Origin of the sequence: Rhodohalobacter sp. 614A (genome assembly GCF_021462415.1) — a bacterium.
Lineage (GTDB): Bacteria > Bacteroidota > Rhodothermia > Balneolales > Balneolaceae > Rhodohalobacter.
In genome coordinates this window covers 1-18,965 of sequence record NZ_JAKEDS010000006.1, presented here as the reverse complement: position 1 = coordinate 18,965, position 18,965 = coordinate 1, and the positions used below count along the sequence as shown (strand labels likewise).

22 protein-coding genes and 1 other RNA gene are annotated in these 18,965 nt (G+C 43.8%); 18 read left to right on the top strand and 5 right to left on the bottom strand.

Annotation, left to right across the window (positions count from 1 at the left end; all coding sequences use genetic code 11):
* The first annotated feature begins 37 nt into the window (after window positions 1-37).
* The 11 genes from L0B18_RS18770 to L0B18_RS18725 all read left to right on the top strand — a co-directional run bounded on the left by L0B18_RS18770 (window position 38) and on the right by L0B18_RS18725 (window position 11,430).
* A complete protein-coding gene (locus tag L0B18_RS18770; protein ID WP_234573483.1) occupies window positions 38-1,465 on the top strand; it encodes an efflux RND transporter periplasmic adaptor subunit in 1,428 nt (475 codons plus the stop codon).
* A 62-nt stretch (window positions 1,466-1,527) separates the two neighbouring features.
* Window positions 1,528-4,674, top strand: coding sequence for an efflux RND transporter permease subunit (locus L0B18_RS18765; RefSeq protein WP_234573482.1), 3,147 nt, complete (start codon window positions 1,528-1,530; stop codon window positions 4,672-4,674).
* A 60-nt stretch (window positions 4,675-4,734) separates the two neighbouring features.
* A complete protein-coding gene (locus L0B18_RS18760) occupies window positions 4,735-4,914 on the top strand; it encodes a P-II family nitrogen regulator (protein WP_234573481.1) in 180 nt (59 codons plus the stop codon).
* An 8-nt stretch (window positions 4,915-4,922) separates the two neighbouring features.
* Window positions 4,923-5,231 (top strand): c-type cytochrome, encoded by a 309-nt coding sequence (locus tag L0B18_RS18755; RefSeq protein WP_234573586.1) that lies wholly within the window; start codon window positions 4,923-4,925, stop codon window positions 5,229-5,231.
* 397 nt (window positions 5,232-5,628) lie between these two features.
* Window positions 5,629-6,078 (top strand): MerR family transcriptional regulator, encoded by a 450-nt coding sequence (locus tag L0B18_RS18750; protein ID WP_234573480.1) that lies wholly within the window; start codon window positions 5,629-5,631, stop codon window positions 6,076-6,078.
* A 111-nt stretch (window positions 6,079-6,189) separates the two neighbouring features.
* Window positions 6,190-6,570, top strand: coding sequence for an ArsR/SmtB family transcription factor (locus L0B18_RS18745; RefSeq protein ID WP_234573479.1), 381 nt, complete (start codon window positions 6,190-6,192; stop codon window positions 6,568-6,570).
* A complete protein-coding gene (gene merTP / locus L0B18_RS18740; protein ID WP_234573478.1) occupies window positions 6,567-7,169 on the top strand; it encodes a mercuric transport protein MerTP in 603 nt (200 codons plus the stop codon). Before L0B18_RS18745 ends, merTP begins: the two co-directional genes overlap by 4 nt.
* A gap of 16 nt (window positions 7,170-7,185) precedes the next feature.
* Window positions 7,186-7,395: a GDCCVxC domain-containing (seleno)protein gene (locus tag L0B18_RS19935; protein WP_370647616.1), complete on the top strand. Its 210-nt coding sequence runs from the start codon at window positions 7,186-7,188 to the stop codon at window positions 7,393-7,395.
* 1 nt (window position 7,396) lies between these two features.
* Window positions 7,397-8,746 (top strand): dihydrolipoyl dehydrogenase family protein, encoded by a 1,350-nt coding sequence (locus L0B18_RS18735; RefSeq protein WP_234573477.1) that lies wholly within the window; start codon window positions 7,397-7,399, stop codon window positions 8,744-8,746.
* A 582-nt stretch (window positions 8,747-9,328) separates the two neighbouring features.
* A complete protein-coding gene (dnaB, locus tag L0B18_RS18730; protein ID WP_234573476.1) occupies window positions 9,329-10,846 on the top strand; it encodes a replicative DNA helicase in 1,518 nt (505 codons plus the stop codon).
* 371 nt (window positions 10,847-11,217) lie between these two features.
* Window positions 11,218-11,430: a hypothetical protein gene (locus tag L0B18_RS18725; protein ID WP_234573475.1), complete on the top strand. Its 213-nt coding sequence runs from the start codon at window positions 11,218-11,220 to the stop codon at window positions 11,428-11,430.
* Window positions 11,431-11,563: 133 nt separating this feature from the next.
* On the opposite strand, the gene L0B18_RS18720 is transcribed toward L0B18_RS18725, so the two are convergent.
* The gene (locus L0B18_RS18720; RefSeq protein WP_234573474.1) at window positions 11,564-12,622 is read right to left on the bottom strand and encodes a WD40/YVTN/BNR-like repeat-containing protein; all 1,059 of its coding nucleotides are present in this window, start codon (window positions 12,620-12,622) and stop codon (window positions 11,564-11,566) included.
* Window positions 12,623-13,032: 410 nt separating this feature from the next.
* Between L0B18_RS18720 and L0B18_RS18715 the strand changes: the two genes are divergently transcribed.
* The 7 genes from L0B18_RS18715 (at window position 13,033) to L0B18_RS18685 (ending at window position 16,985) form a co-directional block, all read left to right on the top strand.
* Window positions 13,033-13,257, top strand: coding sequence for a protease inhibitor I9 family protein (locus L0B18_RS18715; protein WP_234573473.1), 225 nt, complete (start codon window positions 13,033-13,035; stop codon window positions 13,255-13,257).
* Between the two features lie 141 nt (window positions 13,258-13,398).
* Window positions 13,399-14,514: a S8 family serine peptidase gene (locus L0B18_RS18710; RefSeq protein ID WP_234573472.1), complete on the top strand. Its 1,116-nt coding sequence runs from the start codon at window positions 13,399-13,401 to the stop codon at window positions 14,512-14,514.
* A gap of 846 nt (window positions 14,515-15,360) precedes the next feature.
* Window positions 15,361-15,427, top strand: an RNA gene (locus tag L0B18_RS18705) — hammerhead ribozyme type II.
* Between the two features lie 25 nt (window positions 15,428-15,452).
* Entirely contained in the window at window positions 15,453-15,785 is a 333-nt protein-coding gene (locus L0B18_RS18700; protein ID WP_234573471.1) for a single-stranded DNA-binding protein, read from the top strand.
* Between the two features lie 94 nt (window positions 15,786-15,879).
* Window positions 15,880-16,509 carry a JAB domain-containing protein gene (locus L0B18_RS18695; RefSeq protein ID WP_234573470.1) on the top strand — a complete coding sequence of 210 codons (630 nt, stop codon included), beginning with the start codon at window positions 15,880-15,882 and terminating at the stop codon, window positions 16,507-16,509.
* Window positions 16,510-16,594: 85 nt separating this feature from the next.
* Entirely contained in the window at window positions 16,595-16,786 is a 192-nt protein-coding gene (locus tag L0B18_RS18690) for a hypothetical protein (protein ID WP_234573469.1), read from the top strand.
* 22 nt (window positions 16,787-16,808) lie between these two features.
* Window positions 16,809-16,985 (top strand): helix-turn-helix domain-containing protein, encoded by a 177-nt coding sequence (locus L0B18_RS18685; RefSeq protein WP_234573468.1) that lies wholly within the window; start codon window positions 16,809-16,811, stop codon window positions 16,983-16,985.
* Between the two features lie 112 nt (window positions 16,986-17,097).
* Here L0B18_RS18685 and L0B18_RS18680 read toward each other — a convergent pair whose 3' ends face one another.
* From L0B18_RS18680 to L0B18_RS18665, 4 genes are all read right to left on the bottom strand, one after another.
* A complete protein-coding gene (locus tag L0B18_RS18680) occupies window positions 17,098-17,283 on the bottom strand; it encodes a hypothetical protein (RefSeq protein WP_234573467.1) in 186 nt (61 codons plus the stop codon).
* Between the two features lie 11 nt (window positions 17,284-17,294).
* The gene (locus L0B18_RS18675) at window positions 17,295-17,612 is read right to left on the bottom strand and encodes a hypothetical protein (RefSeq protein ID WP_234573466.1); all 318 of its coding nucleotides are present in this window, start codon (window positions 17,610-17,612) and stop codon (window positions 17,295-17,297) included.
* Window positions 17,609-18,268 (bottom strand): nucleotide-binding protein, encoded by a 660-nt coding sequence (locus L0B18_RS18670; protein WP_234573465.1) that lies wholly within the window; start codon window positions 18,266-18,268, stop codon window positions 17,609-17,611. The genes L0B18_RS18675 and L0B18_RS18670 overlap by 4 nt, the downstream gene beginning before the upstream one ends.
* A gap of 303 nt (window positions 18,269-18,571) precedes the next feature.
* Window positions 18,572-18,965: hypothetical protein (locus tag L0B18_RS18665; protein ID WP_234573464.1), on the bottom strand; the 394-nt coding region annotated here is incomplete at its 5' end.

The window sequence follows — 18,965 nt, the reverse complement described above, 5'->3', positions numbered from 1 at the left end:
ATTTTTAAATCAAAAAAGATAAATGAGGACAATAAAAATGAACGCGAAAAATATAATTCTAATCCTGGCCGGTATCACCATTTTTACCCTGGGTGGGTATTGGCTTGGTACACAATCCGGCTCTTCTTCAACCGAGATGGATCAAAGCTCCGATTCGATGGAGATGAACCAAACCACAGGTTCTGCTGACGGGGTTCAAAAGCAGGGGGAAAGAGAAGTATTGTACTGGCAGGCGCCTATGAATCCCAGTGAGATTTATGATCAACCTGGTCAATCCAGGATGGGCATGGACCTGGTGCCGGTTTATGCCGATGAGGCAGCCAGCTCCGAAGGCATGGTAAAAATCAATCCAGTTGTGATGCAAAATATGAATGTGCGTACCCAACCGGTTGTTCAAAAATCACTTTCAACAACAGTAAGCGCTGTGGGTAAGGTGGAGTATGACGAACAGAAACTATATACCGTAAACACTAAAATTTCCGGATGGATTGAAGAGTTGTTCGTTGATTATACAGGTAAAATGGTGGAGCGGGGTCAGCCGCTTTTTAGCATCTATTCGCCGGAATTGGTCACAACTCAGCGTGAATATTTATTGGCATTAAAGACACGAGACAAGGTCGGGGCAAGCAACTTTCAAACCATTCGCGATGGTGGAAACAGCCTGCTTGATGCTACTCGCAAACGACTGGAATACTGGGATATCCCCGAATCGGAAATAGAGCGGCTGGAACAGACCGGGGAAGTGAAAAAAGCAATTACATTGAAAGCCCCGGCAACAGGTGTTGTGATTCATAAGAATGCGGTGGATGGAGAATTTATCAAGGCCGGTACACCAGCCTATAAGATCGCAGATCTCTCTACAGTCTGGGTACAGACCAGTGTGTACGACTACGAAGTGCCGTGGATTCGCGAAGGACAACCCTCAATAATGGAGCTTTCGTACCAGCCTGGAAAAACCTACGAAGGAACCGTTGCTTATATCTATCCCGACCTAGACCAAAAAACGAGAACCGTTCAGGTACGGCTGGAATTTGAAAATCCGAATCTGGAACTGAAACCGGGTATGTTTGCCAATGTTCAAATTCAAACAAGGCCAAAGCAGAATGTTATTGTGATTCCTAATGAAGCGATCATTCGAACCGGTGAACGGGATATCGTTTTTGTAGCAAAGGGAGAAGGGTCCTTTGAGCCGCGGGAAGTCAACTTAGGTATGGAAGGAGGAGAGCGCAATAATGAAGTTGAAGTTCTATCCGGATTAATGCCTGGTGAACAGATCGTTACCTCTGCGCAATTCCTGTTCGACAGCGAGAGCAGGCTCCAGGAAGCCATTCAAAAGATGCTGCAACAGAAAGATGGCAGCGAAACAGATCCGGAAATGGAAGAGATGGATATGCCCACAGAGGAAATGAATCATGAAACTGAAGCTGAACCGGAAACGATGGATCACTCAGAAATGGACATGTAATAAATATCAGACAGAATAATCAAAGAGAAAAAAACCATAAACCGATTTTGGAGAATTAGAAAATGCTGCAAAAAATAATTGAACTGTCCGTTAACAACCGCTTTATGGTGATTATTGCCAGTATCCTGGTACTGGCAGGCGGAACGTATGTGATGTATCAAACCCCGGTGGACGCTATCCCAGATTTGAGTGATGTTCAAGTGATTGTATTTACAAAATATCCCGGTCAGGCACCACAGGTCGTAGAAGACCAAGTCACCTATCCCCTGACAACAACGATGATGTCAGTGCCCAAATCGAAAGTTGTAAGAGGGTACTCCTTCTTCGGGCTTTCGTTTATCTATATCATTTTTGAGGATAATACTGATATGTATTGGGCACGAAGCCGCGTGCTGGAATATCTCAACACGGCCACAAGCAACCTGCCCGAGGGAGTCACCCCTACACTTGGGCCGGATGCAACGGGTGTCGGCTGGGTTTATGAATATGTTCTGGACGGAGGCGATCAACACAATCTCCAGGAATTGCGCTCCATCCAGGACTGGTTCCTGAAATATGAACTGCTGAGCGTGGAAGGAGTAGCTGAAGTTGCCAGTGTCGGCGGACACGTAAAACAATACCAGGTAGAAGTGGATCCTGATAAACTGTTGGCGTACAATGTTCCTCTTTCTAAAGTGAAGATGGCCATAAAGCGCAGCAATAACGATGTTGGCGGCAGGCTTGTCGAGATGAGCGAAACCGAATTTATGGTACGCGGCAAGGGCTATATTCAAAACGTTGCCGATGTTGAAAATGTGCCCATTGGAACCGACGGTAATGGCACACCTATTCTCGTTAGAAACGTTGCCAATGTACATCTCGGTCCGGATCTGCGACGCGGTGTAGCCGAGTGGAATGGAGAGGGAGAAACGGTTGGCGGCGTGGTCATTATGCGTTTTGGTGAAAATGCGCTGCAGACCATCGACAATGTAAAGGCTAAACTGAAAGAGCTTGAAAGTGGTCTCCCGGAGGGAGTCACCATCAAAACAGCCTACGACCGTTCCAGTCTGATCAAGCGAGCCATTGAATTCCTGGAGCATAAACTCCTGGAGGAAAGTATTGTCGTTGCAATCATTGTGATGATATTCCTTTTGCATTTCCGTAGTTCCCTGGTCGCTATTATCAGTTTGCCAATCGGTATTCTGGCTGCCTTCCTGGTGATGTACTTCCAGGGTATCAATGCCAATATTATGTCGCTGAGCGGGATTGCCATTGCCATTGGAGCCATGGTGGACGCTGCAATCGTTATGGTGGAGAACGCCCATAAACATCTGGAAAAAGATCGGGGGAAGAAAGATCACTGGCGAATTATTGTAGACGCCTCAAAAGAAGTCGGGCCGGCTCTGTTTTTCTCACTGCTTATCATTACAGTGTCATTCCTGCCAATCTTTGCCCTGCAGGGACAGGAAGGCCGGTTGTTTAAACCGCTGGCATTTACCAAGACGTATGCGATGGCAGCGGCAGCCTTACTGTCTGTAACACTGGTGCCGGTTCTGATGGGTTATCTCATTCGCGGCAAAATTCAACCTGAGCACAAAAATCCGGTCAACCGGTTCTTAATTTGGATTTATCGTCCGGTGATTAATTTTGTGCTCCGGTTTAAATGGACGACGGTTGTTACCGCTGTCGTCATCCTCGGCTTAAGTTTTATTCCACTGAACAGGCTCGGATCCGAGTTTATGCCTCCCATCGAAGAGGGAGACCTGCTCTATATGCCAACGACCGATCCCGGTATCAGTATCACCAAGGCCAAGGAACTCTTGCAACAGACGGATAAAATTATAGCCAGTTTCCCAGAAGTTGAAACCGTATTTGGAAAATCCGGACGGGCTCAAACCTCTACCGATCCCGCTCCACTTTCGATGTTCGAAACCATCATCCAGTTGAAACCCGAAGAGGAGTGGCGAGAAGGGATGACCATGGACAAGTTGAAACAGGAGATGGATGCTGCCATTAAGATACCGGGGCTCACAAATGCATGGACGATGCCGATTAAAACCCGGATTGATATGCTCTCGACAGGTATCAAGACACCTATTGGAATTAAAGTAACCGGTCCGGATTTGCAGGTACTTTCCGATCTCAGCCAAGACATTGCCTCGGTGGTGCGGGACGTTCCCGGTACCCTGAGCGTCTTTGCTGATAAGACGACAGGCGGCAATTACCTGGACTTTACCATCAACAGGAAAGAAGCAGCACGTTATGGATTGACAACCGGTGATGTGCAGGATGTCATCCAGTCAGCCATTGGCGGTATGAATGTAACGCAAACGGTGGAAGGGCTTGAGCGGTACCCTGTAAACGTACGATACGCTCGGGAACTTCGTGAAAACATGATGGATCTGGACCGAGTGTTGATTCCCACTCCTTCCGGTGCTCAAATTCCGATTGAGTATGTTGCTGATTTGCAAGTTCAAAAAGGAGCTCCGGTTATTAAAACGGAAAATGCTCGATATTCGAGCTGGATCTATGTGGACCTGACAACCTCCGATATCGGAAGCTATGTGAATGACGCCCGGCAAACGGTTGAGGAACGCCTCGACCTTCCATCCGGCTACAGCTTGGCTTGGAGCGGACAGTATGAGTATATGGAGCGTGCCAAAAAACGGCTGCAGGTGGTTGTACCAATCACCCTGCTGATCATCTTTCTGCTGCTCTACTTCAACTTTAAAAATCTGCAGGAGAGTATGATCGTTCTGTTAACTCTGCCTTTCTCACTGGTGGGTTCATTCTGGCTGTTGTATATCCTGGGTTATAATTTGAGTGTGGCTGTAGGTGTTGGTGCCATCGCCCTTGCAGGTGTGGCCGCCGAAATCGGGGTGATTATGCTCACATACCTTGATAATGCGTATAACCATCGAAAATATAATGACAAGATGAAAAACCTCGATGATCTGAAACAAGCCATTTTTGAGGGATCGGCCCAGCGTATTCGTCCGATATTCATGACCGTCTGTGCCATTACCGGCGGCCTGCTTCCCATCATGTGGGGTGCTGGAACAGGAGCCACCGTCATGAAACGGATCGCTGCTCCTATGGTCGGAGGAATGGTATCGACCACCATCCTCAGTTTGGTTGTACTGCCGGTGATCTACTACCTGTGGAAAAGCCGAGAAGTTAAAAAACTCGCTTCAGCATCTGAAGAAGAGAAACAAATTGAAACTCAATAGAAATCTGAACCAGACCTGTCAGGTTTTAAAAACCCGACAGTCTATTAACCAAAAACCATTATGAATGAAGTAAAAGCATTTATCCGAAAACGAAAAGCAGAAGAGGTTGTAGACGGGCTTGAAGCTGAGGGCTACTGTTGTATGACAGTTCTTGAAGTAATGGGACTCGGTCGCATGTCTGATCTCAAAAAGAACCTGTTACAGAAGGACGTTGGTTTTCAGAAAAACAGTTCGAGGTAGGCAAACAAATATTTTCGACTCATTGTGCAAGTTGTCATGGTACCAGGGCACAAGGAATTGTTGAGGATTGGAGACAGCGAAATCCCGACGGGTCTTTCCCTGCCCCACCGTTAGACGGATTGGCCCATGCATGGCATCACCCTCTTTCCGTTCTCATTCAACAGATCGAAGAGGGTGGTATCAAATTGGGTGGCACCATGCCTGCATTTAAAGATACGTTAACGGATGAGGAGGCTATTGCGGCAGTCGCTTATTTTCAAAGCTTCTGGGATGAGCAAACATATCAACGTTGGGTACAGATGAATGCCTCCCAGTAGCATATCAGCATGTTAGCCTAATAGTTTTTTCAAGTAATTTAATTTTCTGAAACAAGGCAATGATCAAGCCCGGTTACTTTCAAACATCCTAATAAAATTATTAAAATACTTGACTCTCGACCATGGTACAGGGCTTATATTTATAGTGAATTAATAATCATAATAAAATTGAGGTAGTTTTATGCCATTAAAAAAAGGAGAAATTTATCAATGTCCAGATGAAAATTGCGGTTGCGAAATCACCGTATCTCAAGGAGCGCCCAGCGATTGCTCGGGAACTCAAAACCCGACGTGCTGCTGTGGCAAAACAATGATAAAGAAGAATTGAAATCATATCCGGGTTTGTTTCCCGGATATTCTTATTGAAATTTCATTTTACTGAAATGAAGGTGTGATTATGACTGAAGAAAAAAGTAAAGACAGAGCCACTTATAAGATTGGCGAAGTTGCACGAAGAGCTAATGTTAACAAGGAAACGGTACGTTATTATGAAAAAAGAAGCCTCATTCTCAAACCAGACCGACGCCGATCTGGTTATCGAATTTTTACCCAACGGCATATCGATCAAATCAAATTTATTAAGCGAGCCCAGGAGTTAGGTTTTACACTAAAAGAGATAAAAGAACTGCTTGAGCTAAGAATGGATGAAGGAACCACCTGTTCTGAAATCCGAAGTGAAGCGCAAAAAAAATACAGAGATGTAGTTGAAAAAATAAGCGATCTTCGGCGGATTAAATCAACGCTGACCGATCTGATTGATTCCTGTGCAGGAAGCGGACCGAAAGGTGACTGCCCGATTCTTGAAGCTCTTGAGGGAGAAAGTAACACCGGTAAAAACATCAGATGATAGAATCTAACAATTCATTTTAGCTTATATTTAAGCATTTAATTAAATAATAAATAAATTATATTAGTGTTATAGCAATTTAATGACCTAACAAGGAATTAAAGTACGACGATGAGCAAACAAGAATGTATTCGAGAGGTAGCCGACCTTACTCAAATAAATCGGTGTATAAATTCTTTAAACAAAGTGGAAGGATCGATTGATCGGCTGGTCAATATTTTAAAGCTGACTGCCAATGACGTACGCCTGAAGATCCTTTACCTGCTTAGCCAGGAAAAAAAGCTTTGTCCCTGCGATCTAAGTGATATCCTGGACATGAGCGTCCCTGCTGTCTCCCAGCACCTTCGCAAGCTCAAGGATGGCGGACTGGTAGAAACTGAAAGGGACGGGCAAACCATTTTTTATTCGTTGAACCCTCAATTTAGCGAGATTCTTTCTCCAAACTTCAATCAAATTAAAGACAATAATCTCTTGGAGGTGTTAGCTGCGTGAACGATCAACAAAAGAACAACTCTGACACGAAGTGGATGGGCGCAGGCCTGTTTGCGGCTTTTTTAGCATCTTTGTGCTGTGTAACACCGGTAGCTGCATTTCTTGCCGGAATAAGTGGTGTAGCCTCTACATTTTCGTGGATTGAACCCTTCCGTCCCTTCCTGATTGGGATTACAGTGCTTTTGGTAGGCTTCGCCTGGTATCAAAAACTCAAGCCGAGATGGGATCCGGAATGTGCCTGTGAGGAAAACCCCTCTTTCTGGCAGACCAAAGGTTTTCTGAGCATCATAACCGTTCTGACCGCCCTGCTACTGGCTTTCCCATATTATTCGGAGGCGTTCTTCCCGAAGCAAAACCAACAGGTAGTTTATGTACAGAAAAGTCAAGTGCAAACCATTACCCTGGATATTGAAGGGATGACTTGTACGGGATGTGAAGCTACCGTAAAAAATGCCGCAAGCAGTGTAGATGGTGTTCTCGAAGCGGATGCTTCATATGACACCCGCAAAGCCACAGTTAAATATGATAAGAGCAAAACCAACCGGGAAACGATTACAGCCGCTATCAACAAAACCGGGTTTACTGTTAATGAAAAATGAAATAATTAACCACTCCATGAGTACCGTAACCTTAGAATCAACCATCACCTGTTCAAATTGTGGATATAAAACGACCGAAATTATGCTAACAGATTCTTGTCAGTTTTTCTGGGAATGTCCAAAATGCGGAGAAGTATTGAAACCCAAAAAAGGAGACTGCTGTGTGTTCTGTTCATATGGTGACTCACCCTGTCCACCCATCCAAAAGAATAAATCCTGTTGTTGATATGGCTAAACACTTTGATCTTATCGTCATCGGAACCGGATCAGGCGGCTCAACGGCTGCCGGGAAATGCGCCAAAGCCGGATGGAGTGTCGCCCAGATTGACTCCCGTCCATTTGGCGGAACTTGCGCGCGCCGCGGCTGCGATCCCAAAAAAGTGATCGTCGGGGCAGCCGAACTGATCGACTGGAACCGCCGGATGAAGGATCATGGCATTTCGGGCAACACGCTTATCGATTGGCAGGAATTGATGGACTTCAAGCGCACCTTTACCGAGCCAGTCCCGGAAAGTCGGGAAAAAGGCATGGAGAAGATAGGTGTTACTCCTTTTCACGGCCGAGCGTCCTTTGTTGATGAAGAAACCATCGAAGTAAACGGTGAAAGGCTGACAGCCAAAAACTTTTTAATAGCTGCCGGAGCCAAACCTGCTCCCCTCCCTATTGACGGCTTCGAACACCTTACTACGAGCACTGAGTTTCTTAACCTCGATGATCTACCCCAAAAGCTGGTTTTTGTGGGTGGTGGATACATCTCATTTGAATTTGCCTTCATCGCTTCGATGGCCGGGTCCGAAGTGGAAATCGTACACCGTGGGAAGCGCCCATTGGAAGGTTTTGATAAAGACATGGTTAACATACTTCTGAAAAAAGCCCGTACATTAAATATCAAGGTCCACCTGAATACCGACGTGCAGTCCATAATTAAGGATGGGGGTTCTTTTAGAGTAGAAGCTTCACAAAAGGGTACTACCAAAATATTTACCGGGGATCTGGTCGTTCACGGAGCGGGTCGCGTTCCAGACATTGACGATATGCAATTGAAAGAAGGAAATATAGAACGAACTAATAACGGAGTTAGCGTGAATGAATATCTGCAGAGCTCCAGTAATCCAAGAGTGTATGCGGCCGGAGATGCCGCAGACACCAATGGCCTGCCCTTAACCCCGGTTGCCGGATTTGAATCACATATTGTTTCCTCTAACCTGTTGGAAGGCAACCACCGAAAAGCGGATTATCCGGCCCAGCCAACCACAGTATTTACCCTGCCACCACTGGCTTCAGTGGGGTTCACCGAGGAGCAGGCCCAGAAACAAGATTATGATATTGAGGTCAATTTTAAAGAGATCGATGGTTGGTATTCCTACAAGCGAACCAATGAGTCGCACGTCGCTTTTAAAACCATTATCAACAAAGAAAACGGACAGATTTTAGGTGCACACGTGTTAGGTAACAAGTCTGAGGAAATCATCAACCTGTTTACCATGGCCATGAACCAGAACCTGAAAGCAGCAGTACTTAAAAAAATGATCTATGCCTACCCTTCCCACACTTCTGATATTCCGTATATGATTTAATATCCTGTCTCTTGTGAAATTCATTGGCCAGTTCTTCAACCATGCATGGCTCTTTTTCTATAGGTTCTAAAATAGCTCTTTCAAAAACCTCCAATTCGGCGGGTCCGGTAAACTCTTGAAACAATCCTTTTTTCTGATGCATTTTATTTTCTATCGATGGGAACAGAAAATCTGAGTACTTCAATCTGGCCCGCAAGGAGTTCACCTCAATCGGGCTGCTTTGCTCATAAATTTTATGATACACGCATTTGCTATAACTGTCTCAATAGCGGTGCGTGAGTAGTTATAAACCTTTACCGGTTGAGCAAGATTGAATACATTTTCCCTCCCGGTATAGTGTGCGATAAGTGCAACAATTATTTTGCTGCTAAAATTGAGAAGTATTTTTTAGAATCTATTGCCATTAATGCATCTCGTTTCGATCATGAACAGAAATAAAACAACTTTGGTCTACGATTCGCCACCCCTTGGCCGAAGTGTTCGTTTAAAATTTCAATAAACATTTCCTTTCACTTTTATTACTTTCAAAAACAGTGATTTATCGTTGGAGTATTCTTTATTTCCTTTTAAAACCATCTGCTTATGGCAAACCAGAGTGGTTCCAGTTCCTCCCAAAACAATCCGCGGTCCTTTCGTGAAGATGGCGGACGTGTTCCTCCCCAGGCTGTGGAAGTGGAAGAAGCCGTTTTAGGGGCGATGCTGATTGAGCGGGAAGCAGCCACGATCGCACTTCAGCTGTTGAGGCCCGAGGATTTTTACAAACCCGCCAATAAACACATTTTTGAAACGCTTTTTGAACTCTACGAACGGGATAATCCCCTCGATCTTCTAACCGTTGAAAATGAACTGCGGGACAAAAGTCTCCTGGATGTTGTGGGCGGAACTGGTTACCTAGCTGACCTCACCCGTTCGGTAAGCTCAGCGGCCAATATCGATTATCATGCGCAGATCATTACGGAAAAATCGATTAAGCGAAATTTGATTCTGCACTGTAATGAAATTATCAAAACAGCGTACGATACCACTTCTGACGCCTTTGATGTTCTGGATGAAGCCGAGCAACGAATTTTTGATCTCTCCAATAATAAAACCAGAGCCAATGCTACGGCCATTGGTGATATTTTAAAAGACACACTTGGATACCTTGAAGATCTTCGCGGGAAACCGGAAGGTGTAACTGGTGTTCCATCTGGACTGGATGTGGATAAATACACCTCTGGTTGGCAAAACGGCGATTTGATTATAATAGCAGCCCGTCCCTCGATGGGTAAAACGGCGTTTGTATTGACGGCCGCTCGGAATGCGGCTCTTCATTCAAACGAGGAGATGCAAACCAACGTAGCTATTTTTAGTTTGGAGATGTCATCCCAGCAGTTGGTTCAACGATTCCTGACAATGGAAGCACGCATTAACGCCCAGGATGCCCGGACGGGCCGTGTGAAAGATGAAGATTTTAAACGGTTGATTGACGCGGCCAGCCGGTTGTTTACCGCCAATATTTTTGTGGACGACACTCCCAGCCTGAGCCTGATGGAACTCCGAACCAAATGCCGGCGACTGAAAAGCGAGCACGATATCGGTTTGATTGTGGTTGATTACCTCCAGCTTATGACTGCCAGCTCCAAGGATTACGGAAACCGAGAGCAGGAAATTGCAACGATCTCCCGTGGTTTAAAATCACTTGCAAAAGAATTGAGTGTACCGGTTATTGCTCTTGCTCAGTTGAGCCGTGCAGTGGAACAGCGGGGCGGTGATAAACGTCCCCAGTTGAGTGACCTTCGGGAATCCGGTTCCATTGAGCAGGATGCCGACGTTGTCTGTTTCCTCTACCGGCCGGAGTATTATGGAATCACCACCACCGCAGAGGGCGAATCCACAAACGGGCTAGCGGAATTGATTATCGGCAAGCAGCGAAACGGACCAGTGGGTACTACGCGAATGTATTTTGTGAAAGAGTATGCCCGGTTCGAACGCCTTTCACGAATCGATACTAACAAAACCCCCCGAGTAGACGGCTATCTCGAAGAGTCTGAGGATGGATCTGCCCTCCCCCCTCCTACTCACGATCCTGGCGGTGATGATGACAAAGCACCGTTTTAAGAAGAACAGTTTTTTAATTTTGCACTGTTTACCTGGATCGATGTCATCCTGGGTGTCTCATCAATAAAACCGCTGGTCTTTAGAGTAAAGGCCCTGCACTTTTCACCATGCAGAGCCTACTATTCATCAAGAGAGAATGCAATATACAAATGTTTGTACCACTTGCTGATAGTTACTAACGCAGTGGCATCGTCACTGTCCCGCTTGCCTGCTTAGTGCCTGGCTTTTATTTTAAGTGCATTGTACCCCTAAAAAAAGAACGGCCGTTGCTTGATCGCTTCGGCCTTTTTTCCTTTGTCAGAAAATTCAAAAAAAGTGTAAGGGATATCGATTTTTTGGTTCATACAGGTAAGCAACCAATGGTTTACAATATGAGCAAAAAAGAATTCAGCCGTTTTCAATCTGCGATCCGGGAATACTTTATCGAATCCGGGTCCTACAGCCGAATTTTCATGAATTACTCCTATGCGGATATTCTAAAAGATGAGTTGAAATGTTCCGATGCACAATTAACAGCCCTGCTCGATATAAAAGATCTTGCCATTGTCGATGGACTTAATGAGGATTTTGTGATCGTTCCCTAATTTCCCCTAGAAGAATCGCCATTATTGACAGTATTAGGCACTTTATAACGCTTCTCAGAGGCAAACTGATTGATACTAACAAATAAAATTAGGCGATAAGTCTTCTTAAGGCTTCAAAAAAATTTGATGGATTTTACTTATTCAAATGAAAGCTATACAATCCCTGATTGGTACCTAAAAAAACCATTTCTTCTCCATCAATGTTTGCTACGGCCATATCGTTTACCCTAATCTCGTTTGGGCCATCCTCATTCACAAATGTAGTCCAGTCATCCCCGTAATTGTCGGATACAACCACGGAAAGCTGCATAGAAGGATGTTTACCCGAAGCATACACCCGGCCAGCCCCCATTTGTCCGTTTTGCAGGGCATACACATGATAATCCTCCAATACTGTTTTCCAGGTTTGGCCTCCGGTTGTCGTTTTTCTAATGGCCGGACCATTAGAGGTGAAACCCACCAAAACAACATCAGGATCACTAGGAGAGACAGAAGCAGCCCGAGCCGTAGCCTCAGCTTTAAAACTAACCTGATCATTAAGCTTAGTCCAGGTTTTACCTCCATCATCTGATTTTGATAAATATGGCCAAAAGATCGGTAACGTCCCTCCTGTCCAAATGTGGTTTGGATAATTCTCACTTACCGTAATAAAGTAAGGGAATCCACCTTCGGTGTACACCGCTCTCCAGTTCTTCCCACTATCTTTTGAGCAATAAATTGCACCAACATATCCAAATAATACTTCACTATCACTAGTTTGTGGGACAATATCAAAAATATAAAAACCATCAGTCCAATTCTCTGCTTGTGTATTAATAGGCCGCCAGGTACTTCCATCATCTCTACTTCTGAAGAGCATGTTATCCTCTGCACCAAATTTGTCATAGTCCCGATACCGTAATGCAGCGATTATATTTTGATCACCATCTAACGCAAGCGACGCATACTTAACATTCTGCAGATCCAGTTCAGGCCCTCTCCAGGAGGTGTACTCGTCATCGTTGGAAATAAACACTCCACTATCCGTACCTGCATAAAGTTTACCGTTACGTTCGTGAATAGAGTGAACGGCCACTTCTTCCAACCCATGAGCATCCCATCCGGGTGATAAATCACCCAATTCTGGCGATGTGGAACAAGAAAGTAGAAAAATGGAGCAGATTATGCTAATTGTCAGTATGAATCGATGCATACAAATTCCTTTGGTTGTGTGTTCGATATACACATCAGATAAGTGGTATACCTACTTTAAAATTCAAAAATATACCATCTTGAGTAGGTTTACCTTGTCGGTTATGTGTAATAAGAGTATGTAACCAACGCTACAAACAAACTATTCTGTAGTGTGTGCTTACATCAAATAATAAAGATGTGAGTCAGATCTACTCTAATCAACAATACAATAAGATAACGATGAATTCATACTTTATTTCAACGTTGCGAATTTTTTTCATAATAATAATTGCACTCACATCGCTTCTCGCATGTGAGGACGAAAGTTTAATACAAAATGACACCGAAACCCTGAACAGTCGACCATCAGTTACAGGGAAACAAGTTAAAGCGGCAAATCAATCAATTCAGAAAGCTGAAGGTCGCTATATGGTCCTTTTTAAAGATCAGGCAGAGAGAAGTATTTCACAGCAGGCAGCTAATGAAGCCCGGCAAAGGATACAGTCTGTTTTTTCTGACCTGAAGATAAATAGTGACTCACTCATCCATGAATACCTGTATGTATCCAAAGGTTTTGCTGCATATCTTTCGGACGAACAGGTGAAAGCGCTGGAAAGCGACCCGAGGGTAAAAACCGTAGTACCGGATTTCTAATATCAGGCCATTGGGTCTGGTTTTGAACCGGATTCAACCATTTCTCTACAAGGAGGTCAGGTAACACCATGGGGGATCTCAAGAGTTGGCGGGCCTTTACGGGGGTCATTTGAAGGATTAGCGCAAAATCATCGTGCTTGGGTGCTTGACACCGGTATCGATCTCAACCATTCCGACCTCAATGTGAATTCAAGCCACAGTGACTCGTTCGTACAATATACATCAAGTCCAGATGACGATCACGGTCACGGTACCCATGTAGCAGGCATTATTGCTGCGAGAGATAACAATTCAGATGTTGTAGGGGTTGCACCTGGTCTTCAGGTAATCGCCTTAAAAGTGTGTGATGATGATGGATATTGTTTTGTAAGCGATGCTACGGCCGGGGTTAACTACGCCAGTAATAACTATAATTCAGGAGATGTTGTAAACATGAGTATAGGCTGGCCTACTTATCTTGCAAGTGATCCAAACTATCCATACATAGATATTGCTCTTTCTGTTTTGGAGAACGCAATAGAGGATGCTGCAGATGACGGGTTGATGTTCACTATTTTAGCCCATAACTATGATGAAGATGTAGATTTATGGTCCCCCAGTCGGATGAATCACAACAATGTTTGGACAATGTCGGCCATTAATTCCAGCAATCAATTTGCATCTTTTTCTAACTATGGAAGTCCACCAATCGATTTTGCAGCTCCAGGGGTCAGTGTTTTGTCACTATGGAGAAATGGTGGAACATATACGGCAGATGGTACTTCCCAAGCAACTCCTCATGTTGCTGGTATCCTACTGGGGTGTGGACCATCTGGTTTGGGTTCGAATGGAACAGCTTCAGGCGATCCTGAGTCTCCTGCTGATCCTATTGCAAAAGCAGAAATAGTAGGCATTCCCTCAAACGTCAACCACAGCGTCGTACAAAGCCCAATTGATCCCAGTAAAGAAAGCCCCAGGCTTAATTGGAACTCTGTCAGCGGGGCAACGGGATATGAAATCCAGCGCAGACACTGGCAGGGGAGCTGGACTTTGTGGGCCGCGCCTTCATCCACCTCGTATACGGATATCATGACCATGTCACAGAATTTGCAAGCTACAACCTGGCAACCCTCAAGCTACTGGGTCGCGTATCGGATTCGGGCTGTAAATGAATGTGGTGCGGGTTCTTGGGCCCAAGCAAAATATTTTAAATACGATTCAGGAGATACTATTCCTACAAGTCTCGAAGAGGGGGAAGAGCTATTGGCGGGTATTTAAAATAGTTATTCTTCTATCTGTTTCGTAAACCTATCAGGTTTGGGGGTTGTAATCTGTCAAATCGGGAAGCAATTCATACAATCTGATAGGTTTTTATTTTTACCAAACATTTGATTACCAATCCGTTACTCTGGCAATTTGTAATGTTCATGTTCAAACAAATCATTCAACTCGTCAAGTAAGTCCTGACATACCATTGCGGCATCGACAGTATCAATAAGCTTGTTCGCTTTCTTAATCTGCTCCTGATTTTTTGTTTCGAACTCTCCTTTGGTTGGGTCAGTTGTATTCTGCACGGGCCGGGTTGGGTTCCGGGTCCTTTGTACACACTTAGACCGGCCCTCTTATCGGGGCATAACGTTCAGTAGCTTTGGTTAAACTTTCCCTGTCCGTTGCCTTTGGACTGCATTGTCCCGCCCCGATGGACACTTTGGCTTTTACGGGTTGATTGTGGAGGTGGTGGAACGCTATCAAATCGATAATTGGAATGTATGCCCTTGGTGGAATCCTGAATGTTTTGGCAATTGCAACTCAATAGCGTCTCTCTTGATGGCAAACTCCCCCCTTTTATCCCCCCTCATTTTCTTAGAGGAGGGTATTCTTTCAAATAATGAGCTTCTCTTAAAATTTTTAGGAAATACTATAATATTCCTAAATCATTATGTTTTTTGGATTTACAGGAAATTAACCTTGCTTAAATGTTACGCATTGCGTAACTTATTAGTGGATTAAGGATGAGGGTTATTCTTGATTGGGTTCTTTGATTTATTGAAAGTCCCGGAGGTAACAACACCTCACCCCCAGCGTGTATTTGCCTGAAAGACAGACCGCAAGGCTCCGGGCACAAGTCGAAACTCCGAGGTTTCGGAGTCTGCCGGAACTGGCCTGCCGGCACTGATGATGACAGGCCGCCAAACATTAACGAAACCTACAAAGTTATGTATAATAAAGCGCAAATTATCGGCCATTTGGGGGCCGATCCCGAAGTTCGACATACCCAAAACGACACCCCTGTTACGACTCTTTCTGTTGCTACATCGGAGCGATGGAAAGACGAAAACGGAGAAATCCAACAAAAAACCCAATGGCACCGGGTAGTTGCCTGGGGACGCACCGCAGAAATCGCCGGGGAGTACCTGAAAAAAGGTTCTTTGGCCATGTTTGAGGGACCGATTGAGTATCGGAAATGGGAAGATAAAGAAGGCAACGAGCAGGTTTCTGCTGAGATCAAAGCCCTGAATATTCGCTTGCTTGAAAAAGCGGCTAATTAACAATAACCCCGGGGCACGGGTTCCCCCGTTCCCTGGGTTTCACTTTCATTTAAAACGGCTGGCGACAACAGCCATCATTAAAAATTCGGATGTTATGGAAACCATTTATGAAAAGTTTAAAACCTATGGAGCAGAATCCTTGTCCAATCATGAGCTTTTAAGCCTGATTACAAGCAATAAAGAATCTGCTAAAAAGGTCTTAGATCACTTTGGAAGTTTACGAGCAATCGGAAAAGAACATTTTCAAAGCATTGCCTTTCAATCAGGAATTGAAAAGAAAGAGGCCGAACGGCTGAATCTTTGTTTTGAAGTTGGCCGAAGATACAACACTGAAAATTTATCGGAGGAGATTAAAATTACATCTCCTGAATCAGCAGCAGCTTATTTGTCTCCGCGTTTTAGAGACTTAAAACAAGAAAAATTTATCGTGCTTTTCTTAAACAATGCCAAGATACTTGAAAGCCAGTTAACCGTATCAACCGGCTCATCAAGCGCTACCGTGGTTGAGATCAAACAGGTTGTGAAAGAAGCAATCGTAAGAGAAGCCAGATCCGTGATTCTTTCCCATAATCACCCCTCCGGATATATGAAAGAATCCGCAGCAGATATCAATATAACCCGTCAAATTAAAGATGCGCTTGATTTGGTACAAATTGCTGTGGATGATCACATCATTATTGCTGGTGATCAGTATATCAGTTTTCGGAACAAGGAGCTTCTTTAAAAAGGAAGCTCCTCCCCTTCCGGGGAACTTTTTCATGCAGTCAAGAGCTGGAAATATTTTCCGCAATCAAAATTCGGTACTTTTTATGAGCTTTACTTTCGATGATGTAAATGAATATTCCGGGCCGGACAGCTTCCGGAATGTTGAGTTTAAACCCTATATCAAAGCTGAACCAGAATTCACTAAATTTTATGGCCGCCCGAACGACCCGGGCAGCCATAAAATTAATACGTCGACCCCGGCTTTTGGCCGGGGATACTTAAAACCCTTAATCTAAATTTTGGAGAAAATTTATGACCATGTCAAAAGAAGAATTTCGATCCATTAGAATACAACTGGATCTTACTCAAACCGAACTGGCAGAAAAGATGGGATATTCTGCAAAAACACGGATTAGCGAAAAAGAAAATGGCAAACGATCCATTACTCCCCGGGATGAACAAACGTTAAAACTTCTCCTTGATGCTGATGGCTGATTGATATTTAATCAGCAAATATTTTATTCACGGTTATAATTATTCAAGCTTTTAAATTGGTGGTGAAATTTTATTTACAACTATCCTTACGTTGCATCAACTTAAACCACGCTTAATCCATAATTGATTCACTTTTTTTCAGCCGATCAAGTACCAGTTTATACACCGCTTGCGGGGTCTCCCCTTCCACTGGAATTCCTGCATCGATTATTGCTTTTAGCGCAGCTTCTTCGGCTGTTAAATTTTTTAGCGGCTCGAGTTCTTTTTCATGGCCCAATGATTTGTATGAACGTTCCATGGCGTTATCATTTATGAATTTTGATTTCGGTATTTTTCCAGAGCCTCGGTTACCTGGTCGCTTTTTAGCGGAAATACTTTTAGAAATGCTTCTTCTACGATTTCACGTTGTGAGACGCGATCATACCAGGCAAGTGCCTGTATCGCTTCTTTGATCGCCGGATCAATGGCCATATGAAACCGGTCGAGTTCTTTTTTCTTCTTTTTCTTTTTGGGTTTCTTCCCGGCCGATTTTTCTACATTTGCCCCTCCCCCCCTGGCTCCGGATGCAAACTCGTCCAGTTTATCGATATCGATATTTTTCCTGGGATTTTCACTTCTTTTTCTCATGACCAAATTACCTCGTGCAGTTTTTCTATTTCCTGCATTGCTTTCGGGTCAATAACCTGACCCTTATCTCCTTTCATTTCTGATACGCCCAGCCCTGAACTTGAGCTGCGAGTAAATGCAATGCGTTCATGGATTTGAAAATCGCAAATTTCTATTCCTTCAAAATCTTGTAAGAATTCGATGGCCTCGTCTTTTTCCTTAAGATTTGGAATATTTCGAAGCTTGTTGATTACAACATAGCATTTCAGGTTTGGATTCATGGTTTGGATCTGTATCAATAACTGTTCGATCTGTTCCATCGTATTCAGATCATATTGAGATGCACCGACTGGTACCACCATAATGTCTGCAATCCCCATCGCATATCGCAGTTCTTTTGAATCTCTGCCACCAGCATCGATGATAATATCCCCATACCGTTCATGCTGGTCCGGCACTTCTGATGCTATCCGCTTATCAAATAGTTGAATACAGTCAATTCCTTTCACACCGGTTTCTTTTCTATAATAAACCCAATCTGAAGCGGATCCTTGCGGATCCGAATCAACAATAAGAATGGGAGATTTTGAATTTACGGAGTATCGATACGCAGCAAGGTTTGTCACAATGGTCGTCTTGCCAGTCCCGCCTTTTTCACCGCCAATGAGCACTATCATTTTTGTTATATAATTTATTTATCTGATACAATCAATACATCTTATAATGCTATTATAACTTTTATAATAGATATAAGCAATATCATTGATGGTATTGTTATAAGTTATACACGTTGTACAACCTGTATCATTTGTACAAAATGTATTTAGTATATTTGTAGTTGGGTCTTTGGTCGCGGATGGATTGAGGGTCTTGAAGTTTAATTGTGCGGTCAGAATTAAGGGTAATGCAGAGGATCGGAAAAAACTAATGGTATGGGCCATCTAAATTTTTTAAGCCGTTAGAAGCAAAATTTAAGAGGGTTACTTTTCTTCAATCACGGGGGTAAAAACTTTTTTTGCCTGCTCTTCGTTTGAAGTTAAGGATTCGCTTTCAATTGCATTTTTAATTTTCACCCATGCCCACGCCTGGATATTCTCTATTTTCTTCCCCCGGTGATCTGTTGCGCCTGTATCAATCACATTCTCAATTTCTTGATTAAAAAAGCTTGAGAATGCCTTTTCCAGGTCAGGATTACTAATCAGAAAATCAATGATGGCTTGAGTCTGCGATTGGTTCAGTTGTGCTTTTTTTAATCTCTCCAATAGTTTAAATCGTGGCTGCCAATCGGAAGGTTTTTCACCTGAGTCGCTTTCAAAATCAAAATCGATCTGATCATTAATGATTTTAAAAGTGAAATGAATGTGAGTTATTTTA

Coding starts and splice junctions, on each gene's coding strand:
- L0B18_RS18770 (WP_234573483.1), top strand. CDS start 38: ATGAACGCGAAAAATATAATTCTAATCCTGGCCGGTATCACCATTTTT.
- L0B18_RS18765 (WP_234573482.1), top strand. CDS start 1,528: ATGCTGCAAAAAATAATTGAACTGTCCGTTAACAACCGCTTTATGGTG.
- L0B18_RS18760 (WP_234573481.1), top strand. CDS start 4,735: ATGAATGAAGTAAAAGCATTTATCCGAAAACGAAAAGCAGAAGAGGTT.
- L0B18_RS18750 (WP_234573480.1), top strand. CDS start 5,629: ATGACTGAAGAAAAAAGTAAAGACAGAGCCACTTATAAGATTGGCGAA.
- L0B18_RS18745 (WP_234573479.1), top strand. CDS start 6,190: ATGAGCAAACAAGAATGTATTCGAGAGGTAGCCGACCTTACTCAAATA.
- L0B18_RS19935 (WP_370647616.1), top strand. CDS start 7,186: ATGAGTACCGTAACCTTAGAATCAACCATCACCTGTTCAAATTGTGGA.
- L0B18_RS18735 (WP_234573477.1), top strand. CDS start 7,397: ATGGCTAAACACTTTGATCTTATCGTCATCGGAACCGGATCAGGCGGC.
- dnaB (WP_234573476.1), top strand. CDS start 9,329: ATGGCAAACCAGAGTGGTTCCAGTTCCTCCCAAAACAATCCGCGGTCC.
- L0B18_RS18725 (WP_234573475.1), top strand. CDS start 11,218: ATGAGCAAAAAAGAATTCAGCCGTTTTCAATCTGCGATCCGGGAATAC.
- L0B18_RS18720 (WP_234573474.1), bottom strand. CDS start 12,622: ATGCATCGATTCATACTGACAATTAGCATAATCTGCTCCATTTTTCTA.
- L0B18_RS18715 (WP_234573473.1), top strand. CDS start 13,033: ATGGTCCTTTTTAAAGATCAGGCAGAGAGAAGTATTTCACAGCAGGCA.
- L0B18_RS18700 (WP_234573471.1), top strand. CDS start 15,453: ATGTATAATAAAGCGCAAATTATCGGCCATTTGGGGGCCGATCCCGAA.
- L0B18_RS18695 (WP_234573470.1), top strand. CDS start 15,880: ATGGAAACCATTTATGAAAAGTTTAAAACCTATGGAGCAGAATCCTTG.
- L0B18_RS18690 (WP_234573469.1), top strand. CDS start 16,595: ATGAGCTTTACTTTCGATGATGTAAATGAATATTCCGGGCCGGACAGC.
- L0B18_RS18685 (WP_234573468.1), top strand. CDS start 16,809: ATGTCAAAAGAAGAATTTCGATCCATTAGAATACAACTGGATCTTACT.
- L0B18_RS18680 (WP_234573467.1), bottom strand. CDS start 17,283: ATGGAACGTTCATACAAATCATTGGGCCATGAAAAAGAACTCGAGCCG.
- L0B18_RS18675 (WP_234573466.1), bottom strand. CDS start 17,612: ATGAGAAAAAGAAGTGAAAATCCCAGGAAAAATATCGATATCGATAAA.
- L0B18_RS18670 (WP_234573465.1), bottom strand. CDS start 18,268: ATGATAGTGCTCATTGGCGGTGAAAAAGGCGGGACTGGCAAGACGACC.